Below are 25,584 nucleotides of genomic sequence, written 5' to 3' on the forward strand. Positions count from 1 at the left end.
TTGAAGCGCATCCGCGGCATGGTCTGGCCATGCCGCGGATGCGCCGCCATCGAGGCACCAGCCGCTATTGCAAGCGGCGATTCAAGACGATGAGTTCGGCATTCTCCGCGCCATCGCCTGCCATGGGGTAGAGCACTACCGCATAAGCACGATCGCTCGTCTTGTTGATGCTTGAAATGATCAAGTTGTCACGGGGTATAGACAAAAGCTCGTTGGTCAGCAAGTTCCTGTAGCCTTGCTCATCTTTGCTATAGAAGATTTCCAATAACTCATCATTTTTCGTGGTCAGCCAGCCATTTCCAAACTCGCTATTGAAGCGTGTGATGAAAGTGTTGTCGGCGATGTTGACTGGTTGCCATGTATTGAACAATGGGTCAGCAAAATCCACCAATTCAATGACGGCACTTGCACCATTCTCATCTATTTTCTGGATAACGAGCTTGTCTTTTTCCTGCGCCAGCAGATAAGAATTCCCATCGAAGGAAGCGCTTAATATCTGCAAGACATAGACGCCATCCGAGTCGATTTCGCGATGGCGAATCACATTGCCTTTTTCATCAAGCTCCCGGTGCAGCAGCAGGCTGTCTTCATTGGCCAGCAAATGAATCGCCTTGTTGGCAATGCTGATTCTGTTATTTGCGGGCAATGGGATCTTGATATTGTTTTTCTTTTTTAGTTTTCCATTGATAAATTCGATGGCCAGGATCTTATCGGGTTTGCTGTCATAGAAATCCACATCGTGAAATATCGAACAGGTTTCCGTTGTTCCAATGAAGGTTCCTGTAAATGGACGGCTGCCCTTCGGTATTTCCACGTCTTCACGGTCAAAGATGGGAATGCTGATTTCCAGTTCCTTGTCAGGACGATAGGGGATGACGGAGACATAGTTTTCCTGATCCGGACTCAGGAACAGTGTCGGCAAGATGCCGTCATCCTCGATGTAGTTGTCGATATGGCCATCAATCCCGACCACCGTATAAATCAGCTTGTACGTGCCATTTTTCCCGTATACATAGTTCGCCAGCAGCGTCTTTTCAGCAAATGCAATGCTGTCTTTTGCCGATACCTGTGTCTCAGCGACGAGCGTTGTCATGGTGCACAAGTCGCCCTGTGTAACAGACGATGCATAGGGCGCTACCTTGTCGAGGTTTTTCATGCGTCAGATTCTCTCCGTGTCTTATTGCGTGGCCAGTCCCAGCTTCAATCCCACCAGCTTGCCCGGCGCGGCATCCGTTTTTTCCGGCGCGCCCGCGCTGACCCTGGCCGCCGGCGTGCCGTCCTGCTGCAGGGCCGCCAGGATGGCCGCGCTGCGCTGGGCGCCCAGCTTGCTCAAGGCGTCGGCAGGCAGGGGCTGTTTGGCTTCCAGCTGCTCGCGCAAGCCGTTATAGAAGGCGCCCGTGTCGGCTACTTGCGGCTCGCCCTCGATCAGCTTGCCCAGGCGTTGGAAGACGGGAATCTTGGCCGCCGCCGGAGCGGAGGCTGCCGCCGCTGTGGCTGGTACGGCCGATTCCGCCGCCTTTTTCTGCTTGTCCAGCTCGGCCTTGCCGAAGCGTTCGCCGTACAGGTCGCGCAGGGCGCCCCGTATCTTGCGTTCGCCCAGGTTCAACGGTCCCGGTTCCTCGCCCGCTTCCAGCTTGATGCCGGCCTTGGCGGCGACGGCGCGGCGCACGGCCTGGGCGCGCAGGGCGGCCGCATCCGTGTCGCTGTACTGGCCCGGCACGGCCAGCTTCAGCTGTTCGCGCTTGGCGAGGATTTGCGCCACCTGCTTGAGCTTTTCCCGTTCCGGCGGCAGCAGCACGGCGCTGCCCGCATCGAAGTCGATGGCTTCGAGCTTGTCGGCGCTGATGCCCAGCAAGTTGCCCAGCGCGCGGAACGGCGCCGTGACGATTTTCGTCAGCACATTGCCCACGGCTTTCCAGATCAGGGCGCCATAGCTGAATTGCGGGTCGTTCATGTCGCCCGACACGGGCAAGCCCAGGTCGATGCGCCCGTCGCTATCCTTGAGGATGGCCAGCGCCAGTTCCAACGGCAGTTTCAAGGCGTCCGGGCTGTCGATGCGCTCGCCCAGGGTCAGCTTGTCGAGCACGATCTGGTTGGTGCCGTCCAGCTGGTGGTTGCGCACCTTGTATTGCAAGTCCAGCGAAATCTTGCCTTCAGCCACTTTGTAGCCGGCGAACTTCATCGTATACGGCGAGGCGGACACCATGTCGACGTTCTTGAACACCACGTTCAAGTCCGTATTGTCGGTCGGCGCGAACGGATTTAATTGACCACGCACGCGGGCCAGGCCGAATTCGTCGATGCGGCCGTCCAGTTCGATCTGGCTGCGCGCATCGCGCTTCGTCGACAGGCCCGTGACGACGCCGTTGAGTTCATAGATCTTCGCGGCGAACTGGGGCCGCAAGCTCAGGTCGGCAAAGTCCAGCTTGGCATTCTGCAGGCGCACGCGGCGCACGCGCACGGGGAAGGCGGCATCGGCGGCCGGCGTGGCGGTGGCCGACGCCGCGGGCGCTGGCGCGGCCGGTTCCGGCGCTTTCACCAGCAAGCGCTGCGCGTTCAGGCTGCGGTCGTTTTCGATGATCAGCTGGGCGTTCGGTTCGACCACGCGCAGCTCGGGGATGTCGACAAAATCGGGGCCCACGCTGGCCGTCAGCTTGTCGGCGCGCACGCTTTTCCACGAGGCAAAACGCTTGCCATCCGTTTCATTGAGCACGAGGCCGGCGATGTCCACGCCCCCCACATAGCGTACTTTCGGCGCCTTCGGCGCGCCGCCGCCCGTCGTCAGGCGGCCGCTGCCGGAGAGCGAGCCTCCCGCCAGCTTCAGTTTCAGATGCTGCGCCAGCAAGGGTTGCACGGGGGCCAGGGTCAGCTGTTTCAAATTCAATTGCGCATCGACGGCGCCCGTGCCCGGCACGAACTTGCCGTTGGCAGTGAGCAAGCCGCCTTCGCGCAGGCCCACGCCCAGCTCGAACGGCAGCGCCCGCTGCATATCGTTGCTGACGTTCTGCAGGGACAATCTGGCATCCTGCAGATTGCCCTTGATGCCAGTGCCCGCATCGTCGAAGCGGGCGCCGAACTTGCTCAGTTCGACCTTGTCTACCTTGGTGGACCACGGTGCGGATGGCGCATCCTTGGCCGGGTCGGTTTTGCCGGAGGCAAACACGGGCAGCTTTTGCGTAATCGCAAATTCGCCCTGGCGGTTGCGCGCCAGGTCGATCTGCGCGCCGCTGGCCGTCACGGAACCCAGGTGCACGGCATGCGCCGCCAGGTCGATCTTGCCTTCTGTAAAGCCCAACTGGGCCAGCTTGAACGGCGTTTGCGCGCCTCGCTGCATGGCGAGGTCGGCCAGGCTGAAGCTCGCGCCGTCGATCACGGTAGCCATGCCCGCTGGACCTTGCTGCAAGCCCAGTTGCAGCTGCAGTTGTAATTGTTTCGCGCTCAACTGCAAGGCTGGCGAGACGGTTTCATCAATGGCGGACACGTCCACATTGGCCAGCGCCAGCTGTTTCAAGTCCACCTTCCATTTACCAGGCTTGGCTGGTGCGGCTGGCGCGGTGGCGGCGGGCGCGGGATTACCCGGCAGCATCAGGTTCGCCACGTCGATCTCGCCCTTGCTGTCGCGCCGCACGGCCACCTTGCCGCCATACAAGTTGATTTTATCCACGGTCACGCTCTGGCGCGCCAGATCCACGTTCACGCCGGCGACGCCCAAAGTATTGAGCGAAGTAAATGCTTCTCCTTTTCCGTCGCGCACCAGCGCCAGGTCGCGCAAGGCCAGGCCCGCGCCTTTGACGCTCGCTTCCAGCTTGCCGTCCGCATAGGAAAAGGCGTAGGGCAGGCGCGCCGACAATTGTCCGCTCGTCACCGTGGCGCGCGTATAGGCTTTCAGATACGCGGCCAGGCCGGGCAGGGAAGCGTCGTTCAATATCAGTTCGCCTTCGCCCCGGATCGGGCTGAGCGAGGCCGTGCCGCGCCAGTGCAGCTTGCCGCCGCGCGCCGCATCGGCGCTGAGGCTGTAGCTGCCGTTGGCGTCGGGCAGGGTCGAAATATTGTCGAGCGTAAAGTTAATGGGCGTGAAGTTGTCCGCATAGCCCGCCTTCTGGTCGTGCCAATCCACTTTGCCTTGTTCCAGCGCAAAGTGGGCGATGACGAGGCGCGGCATGCCGCCTTCGCTTTTTTCCGGATGGTTGCGTTGCCAGGTGGCCAGCACTTCGGCCAGGTTGAACTTGCCGTCCGGCGTGATCGTCAGCTGGGCTTGCGGCGCCGTGATGCGGATTTCCGCCAGGCTCCAGGCGCGGCGCACGATGGATTTCCATTCCAGCTGCACGGCCAGGGCGCCGATGGACAGCAGCGGCGCGCCGCTCTTGCCATCCGCGCCGGCCGCTTCCTTGAAAGCGATCTGGTCCGCTTCCAGGCGCAGGGTAAACGGGTTGAAGCGCACGTCGGCGATGCTGGCCTGGCGCGCGAGTTCTTTCTCGGCAAATTTGGGCAGCTGGTGCTTGATGACGTAGGGCACCAGCCAGAAGCCGGCGGCACTGTAGGCGGCCAGGGCGCAGCCTGTGCCAACGGCCCAGCGCTGCCAGCGTTTCCAGCGAAATGTTTTCGTCTGCACGCTTTTGTTGTCGATTGTATTCACGAACTTACCTTTTGATCTTGTTGGGCGGCACATCTTGCACGCCGTGACTGTCAGTATGCCTCTTTGCGGCTGTGTCTGCAAAATCCAAACGTGTTCAAGTGATAACAGGCGGCCTGGCGGACTGTTTATCTTATGAAATTCTCTGATTCTCACAAATTGTCACTTATTTATTGCGAATGATTCTCGTTACGGATATTATGCGCGGTAACTTGAAGTTTCCTTCTATCACTGTTCTCTGTTGAAAGACCCGTTTATATGCGCGCAGCTTTTCCTTCCTTGCAACTACTTCCAGTGGCCGCAGCCCTGTCGCTGGCTTTCGCTTCCCACACGGCCTGCGCCGCCAATGGCGCCAATGGCCAGGACGACTTGACGGCTGGCGATGAGAAAGTCATGCAGGCGGTGCAGGTGACGGGTGCGCGCGCGCAAGGCCTAGTGCCGACCACCACCGAGGCGGGCAGCTTCCGTGGCGCCAACATCATGGACGTGCCATCGACCGTCAACGTGATCACGCGCGAATTGCTGGAACAGCAAGCCGTGTCCGGCCTGTATGACGCCGTGCGCAATACGGCGGGCGTGACGCGCCAGCAAAACGGCGGCGATACCTGGGATCAACTGGTGGTGCGCGGCATCGCCGTGGAAAACCGCACGAATTACCGCCTCAATGGCTCGCTGCCCATCATGAATTTTTCGCAAGTACCCATGGAAAACAAGGAGCGCGTGGAAGTGCTGAAGGGAGCTTCTGCCCTGTATTACGGCTTCACCTCGCCGGCTGGCGTGGTCAACTTCGTCACCAAGCGGGCCGGCAGCAAGCCCGTCACGAGCATGGGCTTGAGTCTCGACGACCGGGGCAGTGCCGTGGCAAACGTGGACATCGGCCGCCGCTTTGGCGCGGAGCAGGAATTCGGCGTGCGCGTGAATGCAGCCGGCGGCACCCTGGGTTCCTGGCTGGACAATGTCGGCAACGGCAACCGCAGCTTCATTTCCACGGCGCTGGACTGGCGCGTGACGAACAAGCTGCTGCTGAAAGCGGACCTGGAATACGACCGCCGCCGGGTGACGGAGCAGGCGGGCGTGGCCTTGCCCACGGCCGTGAAAGGCGTGATCACCTTGCCGCGCGCCGTCGACCCGCGCAAGCTGATCGGCCCCGACTGGTCGAATTTCGAGGCGCAGACGAAAAATGCGCAATTGCGCGCCGACTACGCCATCACGGATGGCTGGGCCCTGACGGTCGAGGCGGGTCACTCGGAAACGGCGCGCGACCGCCGCCTGGCCATTTTCCGCCTGAACAATGTGGCGGCGCTGGCCACGGGAGCGGGCCGCATCACGGGCAATATGCAGCATCACGTGACGGCGTCGGACTTGCTGCGCGCGGAACTGGCCGGCACTTTCAATACGGGTTTCATTGCCCATGAACTGACCCTGGGTGCCTCGCGCACGGACAAGTCGCAAGACCCTATTTACCAGAGCAATTACACGATCGCCTCGCAAAACCTGTACAACCCCGTGCCCGTGACGAATGTCGTGTTCGGTCCCAAGCCGACGGCGCCCACGACGGCCGCGCTGGACACGCGCGACACGGGCCTGTATGCGCTCGACCGCATGGTCTTCAGCCCGCAGTGGCAAAGTGTCATCGGCGTGCGCCGCACCAGCTATCAAAGCGACCAGGGCGCCAGCCACTATGACGTCAGCAAGACCACGCCCATGGTGTCGCTGGTCTACAAGCTGACGCCGGCGATCTCGTTCTACGCCTCGTCGGCGCGGGGCCTGGAAGAGGGCGAGACGGGCCCGACGGGCACCGTCAACCAGAACGTCAAGATGGCGCCCGGCGTGAGCAAACAGAAGGAACTGGGCGCACGCTGGCTGACGCCTGGCGGTACCCTGGTGTCGGCCGCGCTGTTCGACATCACGCGTCCCGGCTACTACACCAACAGCAGCAACGTGTTCACTTCGGATGGCGAACAGCGCTACCGCGGCCTGGAATTGTCGACCCAGGGCAAGCTGACGCGCCAGCTGTCGTGGCAAACCTCGGCCCAGTTCCTCGACCCGAAATTCGAGCACATCAACGCCGACTACAACGGCAAGGCGCCGGAAAATGCGTCCAAGCGCACGGCCAGCACCTTCCTCGCTTACGCGTTCGACGCCGTGCCGGGCCTGTCCGTCAATGGCGGCGCGTATTACTACAGCGCCCGTCCCGTCAACGACCTGAACCAGGCATTCCTGGGCGGTGTGACCTTGTTCAGCGCCGGCGCCCGCTATGCGAGCACGGTCATGCACAAAGCCGTCGTCTGGCAGCTGAACGTGGAAAATGCGGCCGACAAGCGTTACTGGGCTGGCGCAGGCACGCGTCTGGCGTCCGGTGCGCCGCGCGCCATCAAGCTGAGCATGAAGGTGGACCTGTGATGCGTCTCGTCAAAACCGCGCTGGCGGCGGCACTGCTGGCAGGCACCTTGCATGTGCAGGCGGCGCAGATTGCACCTGGCAAGCAGGTGTTGCTGGTGGTGCGCCTGGAAGGCAAGAGCCTGCCTTTCGACCAGAAAATCAAGGAACACCTGGAATCGCGCGGCTATGCCGTCACGCTGCACAGCCAGTACGCGCCCGTGTCCGGCGCGCAAGGCAAGGACCTGGTGATCCTGTCGTCCACCATCCGTGGCCGCGACTTGCTGGGCGCCTACCGCAACGTCACGGTACCCGTGCTGACGTGGGAAAACGATTTGTATGACGACATGTCGATGACGGGCAAGCGGGCCGGCGTGGACTATGGCACGGTGGAAAAGTCGCGCTATGTGTGGCTGGTCAACGCGCCGCACGCGCTGGCAGGCGGCTTGCCGGCCGGCACGGTAGATATTTATCAAAAGCAGGCGACCATGAGCTGGGGCAAGCCTGGCCTGGGCGCGACGACCATCGCCACCATCTATGGCGAGCCGGAAAAAGCCGCAATCTTTGGCTATGAAAAGGGCGCCACCATGGATTACGACAGCCTGGCGCCCGCGCGCCGGGTCAGTTTCTTCCTCGATAATGAAACGTTTACGAATCTGTCGCCGGCCGGCTTGCGCCTGTTCGACGCGGCCGTGGACTGGGCCAGCGATGGCAAGTAGCCCATCCTTGCCGCTGGCCGCACTGATGCTGGCCATGTCCGCACCGGCAGCGGGCGCAGCCGCACTCGACCCCGCCTTGCCCGCCTACGCGCCGCAGCCCTTCAAGGTGCCGGCCACGGCCGGTTACCTGGACCGCAAGACGGGCGCGGCCATGATAGGCGGCGCCGAACATGTGGCTTCCGTCGTTGGCCAGTGGAATGCTCTGTTTGCGGCCAGCCATCCGGGCATCGTGCTGGGGTTTGACGGCAAGGGCACCAGCAGCGCCGTGCCGCTATTGATGCACGACAAGGTGCTGTTCGGCGCCATGGGCCGCGCCATCAATCCCATCGAGCTGGTGCCATACCGCAAGATCGTGGGGCGCGACGCGCTGGAAATCCGCATCGCGCACACGGCATCCACGCCGGGCGAGCACCTGGCCACGTCCCTGGCCGTGTACGTGAACCGGGCCAATCCCTTGACGCGGCTGACGGCGGCGCAAGTGTCGCAAATTTTATCTATCGGTAATCCAGGCGGCGACTTCAGCCGCTGGGGACAGCTGGGCTTGAGCGGCGAATGGCGCGAGCGCGCGATTCACCCGTACGGCACGGCCGCGTACACGGGCTTTGGCGACTACTTGCAGCGTGAACATTTCCAGGGCCGCGCGCTGGCAGCCAGCCACGAAGAGCTGGGCAACACGGTCGCCATCACGGGCCGCATCGCGCAAGACCCGGCCGGCATCGGCGTGGCCGCACTCGGTGTGCAGCACCCGCAGTTGCGCCAGCTGGCCATCGTGGGTGCGGATGGCCGGGCGACGACGGGCACGGACGAGGAAGTGGTATCCGGCCGCTACCCATACGGCCGCTACGTGTACCTGTACGTGCGCCGCTTGCCGGGCCAGGCCGTCGATCCGCTGGCAAAGGAATACCTGCACCTGGTGCTGTCGCGCGAAGGACAGGCCATCATCGCCGCGCAGCCGGGCGGCTATCTGCCCCTGACAGCCGCGCAAGCCAGGGCTGAACTGGAGAAACTCGAATGACGCCGTTGAACAAGACCGCGCTGGCCGTTTGCTGCGTGCTGGCGGCCGCCGTGCAGGCCGCGCCCCTGGCCGTCGATCCCGCGCAAACCTATGTGAACCGTGACGGCACGGTGGCCATCGTCGGCAATGATGGCCTGGAAGAAGTGATTACGCAGTTGAACGCGCTGTTTACGCGCCAGCATCCGCAGGTGCGCTTCAGCTTGCGCATGGAAGGCTCGTCGGCCGGCATGCCCGCACTGACGGCGGGCGCCACGGCGTTTGCGCCGCTGACGCGCGACATGTGGCCGGGCGACCAGGCTGCCTTCCGGCAAGTCTTTGGCTACGACGCCACGCCCGTGCGCATCGGCTACAACGGCCACGGTCCCCGCCCGCCGGCCAAGACGCCGCCCGCCGTGTACGTGCACCGCGACAACCCGCTGGCGGGCTTGACGATGGAGCAGCTGGGCCAGGTATTCACGGCAGGCGCACCGGGAGGCGACGCCAACCTGTGGTCGCAGATGGGCGCGACAGGGGACTGGGCGCCGCGCCGCATCCACGCCTATGGCTTGCGCGACGATGGCGGCTTCGCCACGGGCTTGCGCCATGCGCGTTTCGGCAAGCGTCCGTTTGCCGCCAGGTACGAGGCGCTGGCCTCGCGCGAAGCCGTGATCCGCGCCGTGGCCGCCGACCGCTATGGCATCGCCGTGCTGGGCTGGGTCAATGCGGCGCCCATCTCGGACCAGGTGCGCGTGCTGCCGCTGGCGGCGGCCCGGGGCGCGCCATACTACGGTCCCGACAAGGCCAGCGTGCGCGCCGGCAAGTATCCATTGACCATGCCGGTGCAGCTGTACGTGAACCGCGCGCCGGGGAAGGGGCTCGATCCGCTGGTGAAAGCGTACTTGCAGCTGGCCCTGTCGCCGCAGGGACAAGCCATCATTCTGGCCCAGCAAGATAGCGAAGAGGGCTACTTGCCGCTCAGCGAACAGGATTTGCAGGCCGAGCTCAAGAAACTGGACGCCTTGTAAAGTTTCTTTGACCGCATGGCTGGCTGCAGGGCAGGGCGGCCGCTATAATGCCGCCATGTTTATTCGCCAAGGCCGCGCCGTCGTCGTCCTGTGGATCGCGTGCCTCGCCATCCTCATGGCCGCGCTCGCCCCCACCTTGTCGCGCGCGTTCACGGTCGCCAGCGGCCAGGCCGTCCCCAGCTTCGAGATTTGCTCGGTGGCGGGCGGCATGAACATGCTGCCCGTGAAATTGTCCACGGACACGCCCGATCCCGCCAAGGGCGGCATGCGCATGGGCGATTGCCCGTGCTGCAGCATGCATGCCGACACCCTGGCGATACCGCCCACCTCCCTCGTGCTCGCTTCCGGCGAACTCATCACGGGCTTGCTGCCCGAGTTGTTTTACCAATCCGCCACGCCATTGTTCGCCTGGACGCCCGTCCAGCCCCGTGGCCCGCCCGCCGCTTTCTGATCTGTCCTTTCCCTGAACGGCCTTGCCTCGCACCCCTCGTGCGCTGGCGCCTGTTCGTCTTGCCCATACAGAAACTGAAAGCAGCACCATGAAACATTTACCGTTATTGATTTCCCTCGCCATCGCCATGCCTGCTGTGGCGCAAACGCGCACCGAAGCCGGCACCACCGTCTTGCCCGAAATGAAAGTCATCGTCACGGCCATAGGCGACGGCTACCGTCCTGCCGCCGACACGGCGCTGATGCTGTCTAGCACCCCCGGTTACAGCGTGGCGGCCGGAGGCGGCGTGTCCGGCTTGCCGGTAGTCAATGGTTTCGCGGATGACCGTATCAAGATCCGCATCGACGGCATGGAACTGACGTCGGCCTGCGCCAATCATATGAATGCGCCGCTGTCCTACATTGATCCGCAACAAGTGCAGCGCATCCGCCTGATCGCGGGCGTGACGCCCGTCAGCGCGGGCGGCGACAGCATCGCCGGCACCATCGAGGTGCAGTCGAACGCGCCCGTGTTCGCCCAGCCTGGCGGGGGCTTGCTGACGCAAGGCAGCTTTGCCGTCTCGGGACGCAGCGTCAACAGCAGCGTGGCGACCAGCGTGAATGCGTCGGCCGCCAGCGACACCTTGAGCGTCGGCTACAGCGGAGCTTACACGCGCGGCCACAGCTATGAAGATGGGCATGGCAACACGGTGCTGGCCAGCATGTATGAAAGCATCAACCAGTCCATCGTGCTGGCGGCGAAAGGCCAGGGCCAGCAGCTGATCCTGCGCGCCGGCGTGCAGCACATCCCGTACCAGGGTTTCCCCAACCAGTACATGGACATGACGGATAACCACGGCCAGTTCGCCAATCTCGCTTACAAGGGCGAATTCGGCTGGGGCGTGCTGGACGCGCGCGCCTACTGGCAGCAGACGGACCATGAGATGGGCTTCTTCAGCAGCGAGCGCAAGGGTTCGATGCCGATGCTCACGCATGGACGCAACACGGGCTATGCGCTGATGGCCAGCTTGCCGACGGCGGCGGGCGAGTTGCGCCTGGGCCAGGAGTGGCACGGCTTTCGCCTCGACGACTACTGGCCGGCCGTGCCCGGCTCCATGATGATGGGGCCGCGCACCTACCTGAACATCAATGACGGCAAGCGCGACCGCACCGTGCTGTTTGGCGAACTGGAAACGCGCCACGATGCGCGCTGGACCAGCGTGCTGGGCGTGCGCGGCGAATCCGTGCGCATGGACACGGGCGACGTGCAATCGTACGGCACCAACATGATGAACATGCCGGACCTGATGGCCGCGAATGCTTTCAATGCGCGCAGCCGCAGCCGGCGCGACACGAATATCGATGCCTCGGCGCAAGCCACTTTCACGCCCGATGCGGCCAGCAGCTACGAATTCGCGCTGGCGCGCAAGGTGCGCTCGCCCAATCTGTACGAGCGTTATTCCTGGGGCCGCGGTTCGATGGCCATGACCATGACCAACTGGTTTGGCGATGGCAACGGCTATGTGGGCAATATCGACCTCAAGCCGGAGACGGCTTACACGGCAGCATTGACGGCCGACTGGCATGGCGGCGGCGAGGAAGGCTGGTTCGTCCGCGTCAACCCCTATTACAGCAAGGTCGACAATTACATCGATGTCGACGTGCTGGCGTCTTTCCATCCGTACATGAAAATGGGCGCCAATGGCAACTTGCTGCGCTTTGCCAACCACGACGCCAGGCTGTACGGCGCCAATGTGGCGTGGCAACTGCCGCTGGCCAGCAGTGCCCGCTGGGGCCGTTTCATGGCGACGGGCAATGCCGCTTATACGCGAGGCAAGCGCAGCGATGGCGGCGACCTGTACCGTATGATGCCGTTCAACGCCTTGCTGGCCGTCGAGCACAAGCTGGGCGCCTGGAGCAACCGCATCGAAACGAAGATCGTGGCCCGCAAGGACAAGGTCGATGCGCGCCGCTTCGAACCGGAAACGGGCGGCTATGCCCTCGTCAACCTGCGCAGCAGCGTGGCATTGAACAAGATGGCCAGCCTGAGCGCGGGCGTGAGCAACCTGTTCAACCGCGCCTATGCGGACCCGCTGGGCGGCGTGTACCTGTCGGGCTTGAAGGCGAACGGCGGGGCGCTGCAAGCCTTGCCAGCCGAGGGCCGGTCGATTGATCTGGGGCTGCAGCTGAAGTTCTAACAGCAATGGCGCCTTCCCGTTGCCGGCGCGGGAGGGGAAGGCGCCTGCCAAGTGCACCGCATCGGCGCTGGCCAGGTGCTTGTGACAATGTGCGCATGTTTCTTCTTGGTAATTTGTTATGCTGCATAGCGTCCGGTTTTCGGCGTTTGCCGCACAGGCGGGCGATGGCGAGGTTTGCGGGTGTGGTATGAAGTGGGCGCCGTGCCGCTAAAGCCGTAAGGGGATTACTTTTCCTGGTTAATTCATCGTCATCCTGTTTCACCAATTAGTGCCATCGGAAACCTGTGAAATATCAAAAAATACTCGGCGAAGATGCCGCCGCCATCGTGCTGTCCCTGAGCGTTGTTGCATATGTGGCATCCCTGTTTTTAACGGCAATCGTGGACTCCCACGAAGTCTTGCCGGGCGGGGGCGTGTTATTGCTCGGCTGGCTAGGGCCGCTGGCCGGCAGTTTTGCCTGGTTTGCCAATCCGCTGCTTATTTTTGCCATGTATTTTTCGAAAGAGAAGCCCAGTGCCGCGATGCTGGCCGTTTTTTTTGGCTTTGTGCTGGCACTGACCACCTTTGGCATTAAAGAAATTCCTAGTGATAATGGTTCTTACGCGGTGTTGGGATTCGGCGCCGGATGCTATCTGTGGCTGGCCTGTTTTCCAGCCGTGTTTATTGCATCGTTCTTGAGCAGCAGAAAATCCAGGGCGCTTGCTCCTGGCAAATAGTCTTTTTTTCTGTTGCGGCATGACAGGTGATATCCCGTCACCTGTTGCCTGATCAACCATCCTTTGCCAGCAGCGCCCGGATGCGGTCTAATCATGGCTTGTTCCTTCACGAGGTTGCCATGCTGCCCACTTCCGCCATCGCCGCGCTGTGCGAAAAATTTCCCCTGATTACAGAACTGATGGCCTTGCAGCCCTTGAGCTGGTTCAATCCCCGCATTGCGCCGGCGGCCGAGGCCTTGCACGACGTGGGCTTGACGGCGGACGATGTGGCGCAGGCCAGCGCGCGCCTGGCGCGCTTTGCGCCATATCTGGCCAAGGCGTTTCCGGAAACGCAGGCCAGCGGCGGCGTCATCGAGTCGCCCGTCGTGCCGCTGCCCGCCATGCAGGCGGCGCTTGGCATGACGAGCGGTCAGCTATGGCTCAAGCAGGATAGCCATTTGCCCATTTCCGGTTCCATCAAGGCGCGCGGCGGCATCTATGAAGTGCTGAAGCACGCGGAAACGCTGGCGCTCGACGCCGGCTTGCTGAAGGAGGGCGACGATTACAGCGTGCTGGCCAGCGACGCCGTGCGCGCCTTCTTTGGCCAGTATGCGATCGCCGTCGGCTCCACGGGCAATCTGGGCTTGTCGATCGGCATCATGAGCGCGCGACTGGGCTTTCGCGCCACCGTGCACATGTCGGCCGACGCACGGCAATGGAAAAAGGACAAGCTGCGCAGCCACGGCGTCACCGTCGTCGAATACGCGACCGACTACAGCGTGGCCGTGGAAGCGGGGCGCAGGCAGGCGGAGAACGACCCGACCTGCCACTTCGTCGACGATGAAAACTCGCATGACCTGTTTCTCGGCTACGCGGTGGCAGGCCAGCGCCTGAAAGCCCAGTTCGCCGCAAGCGGCGTCGCGGTCGATGCGGCCCACCCCCTGTTCGTGTACTTGCCGTGCGGCGTGGGCGGCGGCCCCGGCGGCGTGGCCTTCGGCTTGAAGCTGGCCTTTGGCGACGCCGTTCACTGCATCTTCGTCGAGCCGACCCACTCGCCGTGCATGCTGCTGGGCGTGCACACGGGCTTGCACGAGGGAATCAGCGTGCAGGAAATCGGCATCGACAATGTCACGGCCGCCGATGGCCTGGCCGTGGGACGCCCGTCCGGTTTCGTCGGACGCGCCATGCAGCGGCTGATCGACGGCTACGCCACCGTCACGGATGAAGAACTGTACCGCCTGCTGGCGACGCTTGAGCAAACGCAAGGCTTGCGTTTGGAACCGTCCGCCGTGGCCGGTTTCGCCGGCATTCCGCCCGTGCTGGCCGCGCCGCAATACCAGCAGCACCTGGAAACGGCCACGCATCTGGTGTGGGGCACGGGCGGCAGCATGGTGCCGGAGCAGGAGATGACCGCCTACGTGGCGCGCGGCCGCGCCTTGCTGGCGGCCGGAGCCGCTTGATGCTGGCCGGCGCGCCGATCAGGGCCACGCTTGGGGCCACGCTCACGGCCAGCCAGTTCGCCAACCTGCACACCTTTCTCGTGGCGGCGCGCCATGCCAGTTTCGCGCTGGCCGCGCAGGAACTGGCGCTCACGCCCAGCGCCGTCAGCCACCGTATCGCGCGGCTGGAAGCGGGGTTGGGTCTGCGCTTGTTCGAACGCCTGACGCGCCAGGTCAGGCTGACGCAGGACGGCGAGCGCATCTTTGCGGCCCTGCAAACGGGCTGGGACAGCCTGCATGCGGCCCTTGCCGGCGGCGATGCGCTGACGGGCAGCGTCACCGTGCATGCGCGCCCGTCGGTCGCGCAATGCTGGCTGGTGCCGCGCCTGGCGGGCTTCGCTGCGCAGTATCCGGACGTGTCGATCGACTTGCGTGTGGGCAATGACGCCGTCGACTTTCGCGCCGGCCAGGTCGACCTGGCCTTGCACTATGGCGACGGCCACTTTCCCGGCCTCGTATCGCGCAAGCTGATGGATGAATGGCTGGCGCCCGTCTGCAGCCCGCAGTATGCGCGCGACCACGGCTTGCTCGATGCGCCACACAACTTGCCTGGCGCGACGGTGCTGCACGATACCCTGGCCTGGCCCGCCTCCGCGCCCGATGCCGAGTGGCGGTTGTGGCTGGACGCGCAGGCATCCGGCGTGGACTTGCCCGCGCGCAGCCTGCGCTTCGACCGCGCCGACCTGTGCGCGCAGGCGGCCATCCACCACGCGGGCGTGGCCATGGGCCGGCGCCAGCTGGTGCAGCCGTGGCTGGACAGCGGCCAGCTGATCCTGCCGTTCGGCGGATTCAACTTGGCCAGTCCGCAGGCGTATTACCTCGTGCACGCCGCGCGCACACCGTTGCCGGCACGAGTGCAGGCGCTGTCCGACTGGCTCGTGGGGCAGGCAATTTGATACACTGCGCGCCTTACCAAGCAACGCGCCAGAAAGCAGCCCCATGCAACCATCTCCCTTGACCTCCACCGCGCCAGCGGAATTGCGCGCATCTGCGCTCGCTTGCCTGCTCGAACCGGACCCGGCAACGAAGGTGGCGATGGTGGCAGCCATGGCCGCAGCCGGGCTGGCGCTGGACGTCAAGGCGCCGCTGGCGCCATCCGGCGCCGTGCCGGGCCGGCCCGCGCGTCCGGAGCTGGTGCCGCCGCGCCTGGTGGGACGGCGCTCGATGATCACGCCGGAAGGGCGCGCCATGCTCGTCCACGCGCTGGCGCATATCGAATTCAATGCGATGAACCTGGCGCTCGACGCCCTGTGGCGCTTCCCGGACCTGCCCGCTGAATACTATACGGACTGGTTGCGCGTGGCGAAGGAGGAAGCGACGCATTTCGCCATGCTGCAGGCGCACCTGCAGGTGCTGGGCCACACGTATGGCGACTTTCCCGGCCACGACAGCCTGTGGGAAATGGTCGACAAGACGCGCGGCGACGTGCTGGCGCGCATGGCGCTGGTGCCGCGCACCCTGGAAGCGCGGGGCCTGGACGCGATTCCGCCGCTGCGCGCCAAGCTGGCGCAGGCGGGAGACCTGGCCGCCGCCGGCATCCTCGACATCATCCTGCGCGATGAAGTGGGGCACGTCGAGATCGGCAACCGCTGGTACGGCTACCTGTGCGATCAGCGGGGGCTGGAATTGCGCGCCACCTATGCGGAGCTGGCGCTGCGCTACGAAGCGCCCACCCTGCGCGGCCCGTTCAATCTGGAAGCGCGGCGCCGGGCGGGGTTTTCGGAGCTGGAACTGTCCGACTTGCCTGCCTGAACACGTCCGGGCCGCCGCCCGGCTGTTCAAGGATGGGCCGTCATGCTCAGATGCCAGTGGTGCAAGTGGGACGGGTCGATGCTCACCTTGAGGGGTTTGGTCCACACCGGCACGCCCGGTATCCGCGCGTGCGGCGGGCTGGCGAAACAGCCGTCGATGAGGGCCAGCTTGATGAAACGGTGGCCGATGTAGACGACGCGCGTGCTGGCGGCGCCCGCTTCCAGGGTCAGCATGGCCCGGTTGGCCGTGATCCACGCGCCCAGCCTGGCCAGTTTCGGCTTTTTCGGCAAGCCGGCCGCCACTTCCGCTTCCGCATCGTTGATCAGCTGCAGAATGGCGGCGCCATTGCCCAGGCCGCCCAGCTCGTCCGAATAGCCGCCCGCGCCATCCGCGTAGCGCATGTCGATCTGTTGGCCATCGCTGTGGCCGTCGTGGTCGAGGATGGAACGGCCTGACGCCTCCTGCGTCACGTGCTGGCCGCTGATATCGTTGAAACGGTAGGGTTTTCCCGCCAGCCAGGCGATGGTCAGGCGCGTGGCCCACGAATCGCCGCCGTCATCGCGCGGCCCGTAGCGCCGCTTCGCCAGCGCCGCTTCGTTGTGGGCAAGATACAGCGGGATGAACGCCGTGTCGCCCTTGAGCGCCACCTGCCCCCCTTCCGCGGGGTCGGACACGGCGTTGGCATTGCCGACGCGTCCCTTCAGGCGGACGGTGAGCACGGCTTTCCTGTCGATTTTCGGCCCCGGGAAGTCGGGCAGCTTCAGGCGCGGGAAGGTGATCCTGTCCTTGCCGCGGATGTTGGCCTGGTCGAGCAGATTGACCGTGCTGAAGGCCGGGTTGGCGCCGTCGGCCGACATGCCGATATTCACCTCGGTCAAATTGACCCGCTCCGGCGAATAGCGCACTTCCAGTGAGATGGTGTGCCGGTCGGGCGTGTTTTGCGGCACGGACACGTAGGGGCCGGGGAGGTTGTGCGTGAGATTGCGCGGCTGCAGCACGGGATGCAGTTCCGCATTGATGGGGAACAAGCGCGCCCGCGTGATCTTCAAGCCCTTGCAGGCCAGGCTCAGTTCCACCGTGGCGAGCGTGGCCAGCAGGCTGTCGCCGATATTCGTGGCGCTGACGGCGCCCGTGATGACGAGCGGCCCCGTCCTGGTTGCCTGGCTGACATCCACGCATTCCGTCCTGACGGTGGTGCCTTGCGTGAAGTGCGACTGGTTGACGGCGCCCATGCTTGCCAGGTCGACGCCCGGCAAGCCGACCACGACGTAGGACCAGGTATCGTTGTACTGGCTTTGCTGGGTCGTGTAGGTGGGATATTCCGCCGTCCTGACGGTGATTTTCACGCCCACGTCCTGCGTGCCTTTCGCTACCGTGTAGCTGAAAGGACGCACGACGGTCTGGTTTTGCGGGCCGGCCGTGGCGGTGAAGGACTGGGTGTTGTCCTCATCCTGCGGCGTGGCCGGCGCCGGCGCGGCCATGGCCTGCGCCGCTTGCCGCGCCGGCGGCGCGGCGCCATCCTGCGTCACAGGTGCGGCGGTCCATGGCGCCGTCGCCGCCTGCAAGCCGGGGCCGGCGGCATACGGGTAGGTGATGCTGACGTTGACGATGGTGCTGGTGGGGAAGATGGCCGTGCTGATACCGACGACATTCGGATGGTCGAGGTCGTTCAGGGTCAGCTGGTAGGTGTCGGGAATGACGCCGTCGAAATGGAAGGCGCCCGCCGCGTCGATCACGGCCACGCGGCGCAGGTGGAAGTTATAGCCAGTGAGCAAGATTTTCTTGCCGGCCAGGCCGCTGGCGTTGCCGCCTGCCGGCGTGCGCATCTGGCCCTGCAGCACGGTGGCGGCCTTGATGACGGTGAGCGCGTATGACACGGCAAATTCGCCATCCTGCGTGACAAAATTCAGGTGCAGCTGCAGCGCGCCGGCCGGCAGTACGTTCAGCAGTTGCTGCATGGCCGTGGCGCTGATGCTGAAGCTGCCCGTGTCCGCATGAAAGACCCAGTAGGAATGGATGGCCACCGTCGCGCCGCCTTGCGCCGCCAGGAAGCCGCCGCTGTCGTTGCGCAGGTTCATCGGCGCCACGCCCTCGAGGCGGAAGGAGAGGCCGCCGGGCTGCAGCGTATTGTTCGGCCCCAGGCCGCCGATGGCCAGCTTCGGCGGCGCGGGCGGCAGCGAACCGTTCTCGAGCGGCTCGACATACACTTGCAGGGCGGTCGGCAGCTCGCTCTGGATCAGCAGGTCGAGGGTGGTGACGATGTTGCCCTTGGTGACAAAAAACTGCGCGTGCTGGTCTTCGCCCGTGTCGCCCGGGGTGGAAAAGCGCAGGCTGCCATCTTTCAGCAGCACGTCCGTCACGGCGCCGCTGGCCGCGACCTTGTCGGCGCCGGCGGGAAAGCCCAGTTCGGCCAGCGGCAGGCTGACCACCTGCGCCGGGCGCACGGGGTCGAGCGCCACGCTGGCGCCGGACGTGATGTTCCACGCCAGGCCGCCAAGCTCGAATGGACGCGTGCGGTCGATGCGCAGGGTGATGGTGTCGTCGGGGGTGACCGTCGCGCCCGCGTCGATGCCGCCGGCCAGGACGCTGTCGTCCACGATGCCGGCGCCGGCGGGCACGCTGGCGAGGACGGCGCGCACGTTGCTTGCCGCTTCGCTGCCATTGTTGCGGATGCTGATGCGGAACGTGTATTCGTAGATGCGGCGGTTGATGCGCTGCTCGCCCACCTTGCGCAGTGCCGTGACCGTGAAGGGACCGGCAGCCAGGCCGGCGTCCGCGCTGGCCGCCAGGGGCACGGCCGTGTCCGGCCCCGGCAGCGTCTGCGCATCCGCCGCCAGCATGACTTTCGGCATGGGCGGCTGCGTCGGATCGTTCGAACCGCCGCAGGCGCACAGGCTCAGGGTCAGCAATGGGGCCAGCACGGCGGCGGCCAGCTGCCGGCGCCGCAGGCGCAGTATGGCCAGCACGCCGGCCAGCAGCAGCCAGGGCGTGGAGGGCAGGGCGACGGCGGCCGGCTGCGTGCTGCCGGAGTCGAGTTCGATGAAGGAAACGGGGTCGAGGATGGAAAACCGCTGGGCGCCGGGGCTGCCCGCGCCCAGGTAGTCGAAGGTGACGGAAAAGCCCGTGGCCGTGGCGCGGGGATTGATGCCGCCGGCCAGCGCCAGCGCGTCGAGGTAACCGCTGGCGGGGATGGCGGGATCGGGCTGCACCAGCAGCAAGTCCCAGCCGGGCGCCGTGGAAACGTTGTGCAGGTTGGCGTACCGGCCCACGTTGAAGAACAAGGTGAATTCCCCGATGGGCACGCCCAGGGTGGTATTGCTGACGGTATAGTCGTAGCGCCACTGCGTGCCACCCAGCGCGGTTGCCGTGTAGCCGATGCGGGTGGCGTGCGCGGCGGACATGGCGCACAGCAGCAGCACCAGCAGCGCCTGTTTGATGAAACCCATGATCGTTCCCCCGTTGACTGGCGCCAAGCGTGCCCAGGCAAGAGGTCAAGCAGGAAGCGTTCCTGTATAAAATGTGCTGTAAAAACAAGGGCTTGGCTGAAACGGGCCGGCGCCGGTGTCAAATCCGCCGACACGGGTCTTTATGGCTGAGCCTGTCAGCGCTGTCCTACTTATCTTGTCGAAACTGTCTGATTGTATGCCTTGCGGAAACACGCGATGATGATGTTCATGCTGCAACAGCCAACCAGTCCGACGGAGTATGCGATGCAAAAGCCAGTCCAGTCCATCCACGTGAACAAGCCGTTCCTGCTGATCTGCCTGTTTACTTTTTCGACCCTGGCAGCCACCTTGATGAATACGGACGAGGCGCAGGCGGACGATGCCGCCCCGGCGCCCGTGGCGCGCGACGTTGGCCACGGCGCCTTGCCCGTCTGCCGCAGCGACGCCCTCACACTGTCGGCCCAGTGCCAGCCCCAGCCCGCCCGCCAGGCTTGATGGGGTCAGGCCTGCAGGCGCTGCTGCAGCAAGGCCAGCACGGCCGCTTCTTCCGGCGCCAGCGCCGGCAAGTCTTCCTGTAATTGCTGCCGCGCCCGCGCGCGCATGCCTTCCCATAAACTGCCATCCAGATACGATTCCAGCACGGCCGGGTGCACATAGCACTTGCGGCAGATCGTCGGCGTGTTGCCCAGTTTTTTTGCCACCGACTCGATCGCTTGCACGATGTTTTTCTTCACTTGCGCCTCGGAATCGACTTGCTCGAACGCCTGCAGGGCCAGCGCGGCCAGCAGGGTGCCGGACCAGGTGCGGAAATCCTTGGCCGTGTAGTCTTCGCCCGTGACCTCGCGCAGGTAATCGTTGACGTCGCCCGAATCGACGCCGTGGCGTGCGCCATCCTCATCGACATATTGAAACAGTTCCTGCCCCGGCAGCTCGCGCATGCGCTGCAGCACCCTGGCCAGGCGCCGGTCGCTCAGGCGGATATCGTGGCGCACGCCGCTCTTGCCCTTGAAGCGGAAGGCCACGGCGCTGCCGTCGAGCTGCACGTGGCGCGTGCGCAGGGTCGTCAGGCCGAACGATTTATTGGTGCGCGCATATTCTTCGTTGCCGATGCGCATCATCGTCAATTCCAGCAAGTGGACGATGGTGGCCAGCACTTTTTCACGGGGCAGGCCGGGCAGCTGCATGCCGCGCGCGACGGCGGCGCGGATGGCGGGCAGGGCGCGGCCAAAACTGAGCATGCGCTCATATTTCACTTCATCGCGCACCTGGCGCCAGCGCGCATGGTAGCGGTACTGCTTGCGGCCCCGCGCATCGCGCCCCGTCGCCTGCAGGTGTCCCGTCGCGTGCGGGCAGATCCACACGTCCGTCCAGGCGGGCGGTATGGCCAGTGCCTTGATGCGCGTCAAGGCTGCGGCATCGCGCAGGAACTGGCCGTCCCCGTCGCGGTAGCGGAATTTTCCGGGCTTGCCCAGGCGGGCGATGCCGCGCTGGTGGTCGCCCGTGTAGCGCAGGCCGGCGGCGCGGGCCGTGGTGGTGGCGGATATTTCCATGACGATAGCTTACCTTGCTCGCCGCGCGCCCGGCGCGCCGTTATGCTAAGGTGCGCATTCGTAACGCCGTGCGCGGCAGACAGGAGCAGCAGATGTTTGGCAGAAAAAAGAATCTGGAAGAAGACCACGCCCCCCAAGCCGACAAGCAGTATGAAAAGAAATACACGGATGACAGCTTCTGGGACAAGGTCGTCAAGTTCGCCAAGACGGCGGGGCGCGAAGTCATCGAGAAAGCCCTGTGGCTGTACTACGCGGCGCAGCAGCCGAACACCCCGCTGTGGGCCAAGACGGCCATCTATGGCGCGCTCGGCTATTTCATTTCGCCCATCGATGCGATTCCCGACATCACGCCCGTCGTCGGCTATGCGGATGACCTGGCCGTGCTGGCGGCGGCCGTCGCCACGGTCGCCACCTACATCACGGCCGACGTCAAGGAACGGGCCGCCGAGAAACTGCGCGGCTGGTTCGGCGCCTAGGCTTTCTTTGCCGCCGGCGCGCCGCTGCCGCCATGGGCCAGCAGGCGCAGCACGACTTCTTTCTGGAATGAACGAAACTCCTTGTCCGCGCTGACATTGGCGAAGGCCAGCACGGCCGTCTTGCTGGCGCGGTCGACGCAGACGACGGACGCGGCGCCCGGGTCGCCGCCGCTGTGCGTGGCCAGCGGCTTGCCGTCGACGTCGCGCAGCAGCCACACCAGGGCCTGGCGCACGGATGAATCGGCGGGCACGACGGGGGCCGCTTGCGGGGCGAAAAACAGTTGCAGGGTGGCGTCTTGCAGGTAGCGGTGGCCATCGACCCGGCCGCCATTGCTGAAAATGGCCAGGAAACGGGCGAAGTCATGCGCCGAGCTGCGCAGCAGGCCGGCCGGCCAGTCCGGATAGCCGACGGGCGGCAGCACTTGCAGGCCCGGCTCCTTGTGCACATACGGCTGGGCGACGACGGCGCGCCGCGGCAAGCCGGCCAGGCTCCACGCCGTATGGTCCATGCCCAGCGGTTCGAACAGGTGCTCGTGCGTAAAGGCGTCGAGGCCATCGGGGTTCACGCGGCCCACCAGATAGCCGAGCAGGGCGATGCCGACATTGCTGTAGCGCCATTCCGTGCCGGGCCGTGCCGCAAACGACACATCCGCGTCGTACCAGGCGCCGCCGCGCGACAGATAGCCCTTGACGAAGTCGCGCAGCGGTAATCGCGGGTCGCCCTGCACGGCAAACGCCGTCGTCTTTTCGTACACGGCGTCGGAAATGCCCGAGGTGTGGTTGAGCAGATGGCGAAAGGTGATGGGTACGTCGGGAAACTTCGGGTGCATGAGCGGGAAGTCCAGGTAGGCCGCCACCTTGTCGTCCAGCTGGAAGGCGCCCTGTTCCAGCAGCATCATGACGGCCGCGGCCGTGACGAGCTTGCTGACGGACGCGACATGGAACACCGTGTTGGCATCGGCCTTCTTGCCGGCCTGGATGTCGGCCCAGCCATAGCCGCGCGCGAAAATGGTCTGCTCGCCGCGCACCACGGCCACGCCCATGCCCGGCGTTTCCGTGCGGGCCAGTCCATCGCGCATGAAGCCGTCAAATTCCGTTTCCCACGCCAGCCTGGCCGGATCGGTGGCGCAGCCCGTTTGCAGCAGGGCCAGTGAGACGCCCAGTCCCAGCACGCTTCGTCGTTTCATTGATTCTCTCTTTTGCCATTTTTAATTATCTTAACAACATTTCCGCCCGACATAGGGGCGATTGACAAAACATTGCTGTGCAGCAATGACAAAGCGGGATAGCCGGCGCCTATTTGCGCCAATAGCGTTCCAGCAGGGGCTTGACCGTCAAGCCGTGCGCGACGATGGACAGAATGACGACGACCAGGGTGATGTCGGCCAGTTCGCGCGCGAGGCCGCGCGGCAAGCCATGCGCGATGGCATAGCTGAGGTAGTACAGCGAGCCGATGCCGCGCACGCCGAACCAGGCGGCCAGCCCGCGCAGGCGCACGCTGGTGCCCGAAGCGAGCAAGCCGAGCATCACGCTGGCCGGGCGCGCCACCAGCAGCAGGAACAGCGCCACGCTCCACGCCTGCCAGCGCCAGGCGGCGGCCGTGACGGCGCCGCCCAGCAGCAGTACCAGGGTCAGTTCGGACAGGCGTTCCAGGTGTTCCTTAAAGACGAGCGATTCGCCGCTGACGGTCAGCGTCACCTCGCCGTCGTGCGGCCTGGCGGCGGACGCGGCGTGGGTTTCCCCCGCTTGCAGCAAGCCTTGCCGGTCTTTCGGCGCGCCGGCCAGCCGGAGTTCCGTCTGGCGCAGGGCCACGCCGGCAAAGAACACGGCCAAGAAGCCCCACGCGTGCAGCCAGGTCGCCACGCCGTACACGCAGGCGATCAAACCCAGGGCCACCAGGTCGTCCAGCATCGCGTGTTTCGGTTCCTTGGCGCGCACCTGCCAGGCCAGCCAGGCCAGCAGCGCGCCGCCGGCCGCACCCAGGGCGATGGCGCCCGCGCTGGCCCAGAGCAAATCACGCCACAGCCAGGTGGCGCCATGGGGACCCAGCTCATGCAAGCCCAGCAATCCCAGGCCCAGCATGACGAAAGGAAAGCCGCTGCCATCGTTCATGCCCGCTTCGCTGGTCAGGATGAAGCGCAATTGCTCGCTGTCGCCCGCATGGCGCAGCTGCACGTCCGTGGCCAGCACGGGGTCGGTGGGCGCGAGGATGGCGCCCAGCAGCACGCCCGCGCCCAGGGGCAGGCCCAGCACCAGGCATGCAAAGGCCGCCACCAGGGCCACGGAGATGGCCATCGACAGCCACGCCAGGCGCAGCGACGGCAGCCAGCGCGCCAGGCTGAAGGGCACGGGCATCTTCACGCCGGCGGAAAACAGGGAGATGAGGACGGCGATTTCCGTCAGGGTTTCCAGCAGGGGCGCCTGCCGCACCAGGTCGAAGGCAAACAGGCCGAGGAACATGGGGCCCAGCAGCAGGCCCACGCCCAGGTAAGCCATGGCCGAGGTCAAGGGCAGGCGCGCGATGCCGTCGGCGCCCAGGCCGCGCGCCAGCATCAGGCAGCCGATCAGGATGAACCAGGCGGTGGTGCTCATGCGCCTTATTCTAGCGGCGCGCGGGCGAGGGCAGCGCGCCGCAGGTTTTGTCAAGCCTTGTGCTGCGCCTTGTACAGCGACACGCTGTCGTTCTGCGCCTGCATGGCGTGCAGTTCGATGGGGTCGTGCGTGGAGCGCAGGCGGGGCAAGCCATGCGGATAATTAGCCGTGATAAAGGCCAGCATCTGCTCGCGCACGATGCAGCGCAGCTCGAAAGCGAGGCCCGAATCTGCCGCACTGACGAGGAAGCGCACGCGCACGGCCCGCTCGTTCGAATCCGTCGCCTGCACCGTGCAGACGCGGCCATCCCATTGCGCGGCCCCTTCGCAGATGCGCGTCAGTTCCGCGCGCAGCGGGTCGAGCGGGATGCTGAAATCGAGCCACAGGAACACCGTGCCCAGCAGGGTGGACGAGCTGTGCGTCCAGTTCTCGAACGGATTTTCAATGAACCATTGCAGCGGCACGATCAGGCGGCGCTCGTCCCACACGCGCACGACGACATACGTGCCCTTGATTTCCTCGACCTTGCCCCATTCGCCATTGACGATCAGCACGTCGTCGATGCGGATGGGTTGCGAAAACGCAATTTGCAGTCCTGCAATGAAATTGCCGAGCACTGGGCGGGCGGCGATACCGGCCACCAGGCCCGCCACGCCGGCCGACGCAAGCAGGCTGGCGCCGATCTGCCGCGCGCCGGGCAGGGTCAGCAGCACGAAGGCCAGGCCCAGGATGACGACGATGGCGTGCGCGCTGCGCGTGAGCACGCGGGCTTGCGTGATCAGGCGGCGCGCGCGCAGGTTGTCGGCCACGTCGACGGGATTGACTTCGGAAATCGTGATGGACAGGGCCTGGATGCATTGCATGGCCAGCCAGGTCAGCGCGATGATCAGCGCCACGCTGGCGAGATGCGACATGGCCAGCAAGCCCGGCGTGTCGTCGGGCGCGCCGGCCAGCACCATGCGCAGGCCGAAGACGATCACGCACAGCTGGCTGGCGCGGAAGGCCACGCGCGTGGCGTTGGTGGTGAACGGCCGGCCATTGGCCAGCCTTTTCAGTAAACCAATGCCGGCCCGGTGCACGCCGATGGCGACCACCGTGACGAGCAGGGCGGAAACGAGCACGGTCAGCGCCGAGCGCAGCGGGCCTCCCATCAGCGAGTGGAACGTGCTGAGATCCATAGGTGAAAACTCCTTGTTT

At 64.8% G+C, this 25,584-nt stretch carries 19 protein-coding genes; 12 read left to right on the top strand and 7 right to left on the bottom strand.

All coding sequences use genetic code 11. From position 1 onward, the window contains the following. Positions 1-64: 64 nt before the first annotated feature. Both O3301_RS01470 and O3301_RS01475 read right to left on the bottom strand, forming a co-directional pair. On the bottom strand, positions 65-1,156 hold the full coding sequence (locus O3301_RS01470) for a hypothetical protein (protein WP_305055292.1): 1,092 nt from the start codon (positions 1,154-1,156) through the stop codon (positions 65-67). Positions 1,157-1,177: 21 nt separating this feature from the next. After that, complete coding sequence (locus tag O3301_RS01475) at positions 1,178-4,636, bottom strand: DUF748 domain-containing protein (RefSeq protein WP_305055293.1); 3,459 nt, start codon at positions 4,634-4,636, stop codon at positions 1,178-1,180. Positions 4,637-4,891: 255 nt separating this feature from the next. Here O3301_RS01475 and O3301_RS01480 point away from each other — a divergent pair, with 255 nt between their 5' ends. The 10 genes from O3301_RS01480 (at position 4,892) to O3301_RS01525 (ending at position 16,323) form a co-directional block, all read left to right on the top strand. Continuing rightward, the gene (locus O3301_RS01480) at positions 4,892-7,036 is read left to right on the top strand and encodes a TonB-dependent siderophore receptor (RefSeq protein ID WP_305055294.1); all 2,145 of its coding nucleotides are present in this window, start codon (positions 4,892-4,894) and stop codon (positions 7,034-7,036) included. After that, positions 7,036-7,731 (top strand): hypothetical protein, encoded by a 696-nt coding sequence (locus O3301_RS01485; protein WP_305055295.1) that lies wholly within the window; start codon positions 7,036-7,038, stop codon positions 7,729-7,731. The genes O3301_RS01480 and O3301_RS01485 overlap by 1 nt, the downstream gene beginning before the upstream one ends. Then, complete coding sequence (locus O3301_RS01490; protein WP_305055296.1) at positions 7,721-8,746, top strand: PstS family phosphate ABC transporter substrate-binding protein; 1,026 nt, start codon at positions 7,721-7,723, stop codon at positions 8,744-8,746. The genes O3301_RS01485 and O3301_RS01490 overlap by 11 nt, the downstream gene beginning before the upstream one ends. After that, positions 8,743-9,750, top strand: a complete 1,008-nt coding sequence (locus tag O3301_RS01495) for a PstS family phosphate ABC transporter substrate-binding protein (RefSeq protein WP_305055297.1) — start codon at positions 8,743-8,745, stop codon at positions 9,748-9,750. Before O3301_RS01490 ends, O3301_RS01495 begins: the two co-directional genes overlap by 4 nt. A 55-nt stretch (positions 9,751-9,805) precedes the next feature. Then, positions 9,806-10,201 (top strand): DUF2946 domain-containing protein, encoded by a 396-nt coding sequence (locus O3301_RS01500; RefSeq protein WP_143451320.1) that lies wholly within the window; start codon positions 9,806-9,808, stop codon positions 10,199-10,201. An 88-nt stretch (positions 10,202-10,289) separates the two neighbouring features. After that, positions 10,290-12,377: a TonB-dependent receptor gene (locus O3301_RS01505; protein ID WP_305055298.1), complete on the top strand. Its 2,088-nt coding sequence runs from the start codon at positions 10,290-10,292 to the stop codon at positions 12,375-12,377. Between the two features lie 284 nt (positions 12,378-12,661). After that, entirely contained in the window at positions 12,662-13,093 is a 432-nt protein-coding gene (locus O3301_RS01510) for a hypothetical protein (protein WP_305055299.1), read from the top strand. 119 nt (positions 13,094-13,212) lie between these two features. Next, positions 13,213-14,532 (top strand): D-serine ammonia-lyase, encoded by a 1,320-nt coding sequence (locus O3301_RS01515; RefSeq protein WP_305055300.1) that lies wholly within the window; start codon positions 13,213-13,215, stop codon positions 14,530-14,532. Then, the gene (gene dsdC / locus O3301_RS01520; protein ID WP_305055301.1) at positions 14,532-15,467 is read left to right on the top strand and encodes a DNA-binding transcriptional regulator DsdC; all 936 of its coding nucleotides are present in this window, start codon (positions 14,532-14,534) and stop codon (positions 15,465-15,467) included. Before O3301_RS01515 ends, dsdC begins: the two co-directional genes overlap by 1 nt. Positions 15,468-15,510: 43 nt before the next feature. Further along, entirely contained in the window at positions 15,511-16,323 is an 813-nt protein-coding gene (locus O3301_RS01525) for a ferritin-like domain-containing protein (protein WP_305055302.1), read from the top strand. Between the two features lie 26 nt (positions 16,324-16,349). Here O3301_RS01525 and O3301_RS01530 read toward each other — a convergent pair whose 3' ends face one another. Further along, positions 16,350-19,769, bottom strand: coding sequence for a hypothetical protein (locus O3301_RS01530; protein WP_305055303.1), 3,420 nt, complete (start codon positions 19,767-19,769; stop codon positions 16,350-16,352). 264 nt (positions 19,770-20,033) lie between these two features. Here O3301_RS01530 and O3301_RS01535 point away from each other — a divergent pair, with 264 nt between their 5' ends. Then, a complete protein-coding gene (locus O3301_RS01535) occupies positions 20,034-20,264 on the top strand; it encodes a hypothetical protein (RefSeq protein ID WP_289915260.1) in 231 nt (76 codons plus the stop codon). 5 nt (positions 20,265-20,269) lie between these two features. Here the strand turns inward: O3301_RS01535 and O3301_RS01540 are convergent, their stop codons facing one another. Next, positions 20,270-21,319, bottom strand: a complete 1,050-nt coding sequence (locus O3301_RS01540; protein WP_305055304.1) for a DNA topoisomerase IB — start codon at positions 21,317-21,319, stop codon at positions 20,270-20,272. Positions 21,320-21,411: 92 nt separating this feature from the next. Here O3301_RS01540 and O3301_RS01545 point away from each other — a divergent pair, with 92 nt between their 5' ends. Then, positions 21,412-21,795, top strand: coding sequence for a YkvA family protein (locus tag O3301_RS01545; RefSeq protein ID WP_099664192.1), 384 nt, complete (start codon positions 21,412-21,414; stop codon positions 21,793-21,795). Here O3301_RS01545 and O3301_RS01550 read toward each other — a convergent pair. The 3 genes from O3301_RS01550 to O3301_RS01560 form a co-directional block, all read right to left on the bottom strand. Then, positions 21,792-22,982 carry a serine hydrolase gene (locus O3301_RS01550; protein ID WP_251348961.1) on the bottom strand — a complete coding sequence of 397 codons (1,191 nt, stop codon included), beginning with the start codon at positions 22,980-22,982 and terminating at the stop codon, positions 21,792-21,794. The two genes, O3301_RS01545 and O3301_RS01550, sit on opposite strands and share 4 nt — an antisense overlap. Before the next feature lie 109 nt (positions 22,983-23,091). Beyond that, the gene (locus O3301_RS01555; protein ID WP_305055305.1) at positions 23,092-24,387 is read right to left on the bottom strand and encodes a sodium:proton antiporter; all 1,296 of its coding nucleotides are present in this window, start codon (positions 24,385-24,387) and stop codon (positions 23,092-23,094) included. 50 nt (positions 24,388-24,437) lie between these two features. Then, on the bottom strand, positions 24,438-25,565 hold the full coding sequence (locus O3301_RS01560; protein WP_305055306.1) for a mechanosensitive ion channel family protein: 1,128 nt from the start codon (positions 25,563-25,565) through the stop codon (positions 24,438-24,440). Positions 25,566-25,584 lie beyond the last annotated feature (19 nt).

Source organism: Janthinobacterium sp. SUN211 (assembly GCF_030587315.1).
GTDB classification, from domain to species: domain Bacteria; phylum Pseudomonadota; class Gammaproteobacteria; order Burkholderiales; family Burkholderiaceae_D; genus Janthinobacterium; species Janthinobacterium kumbetense.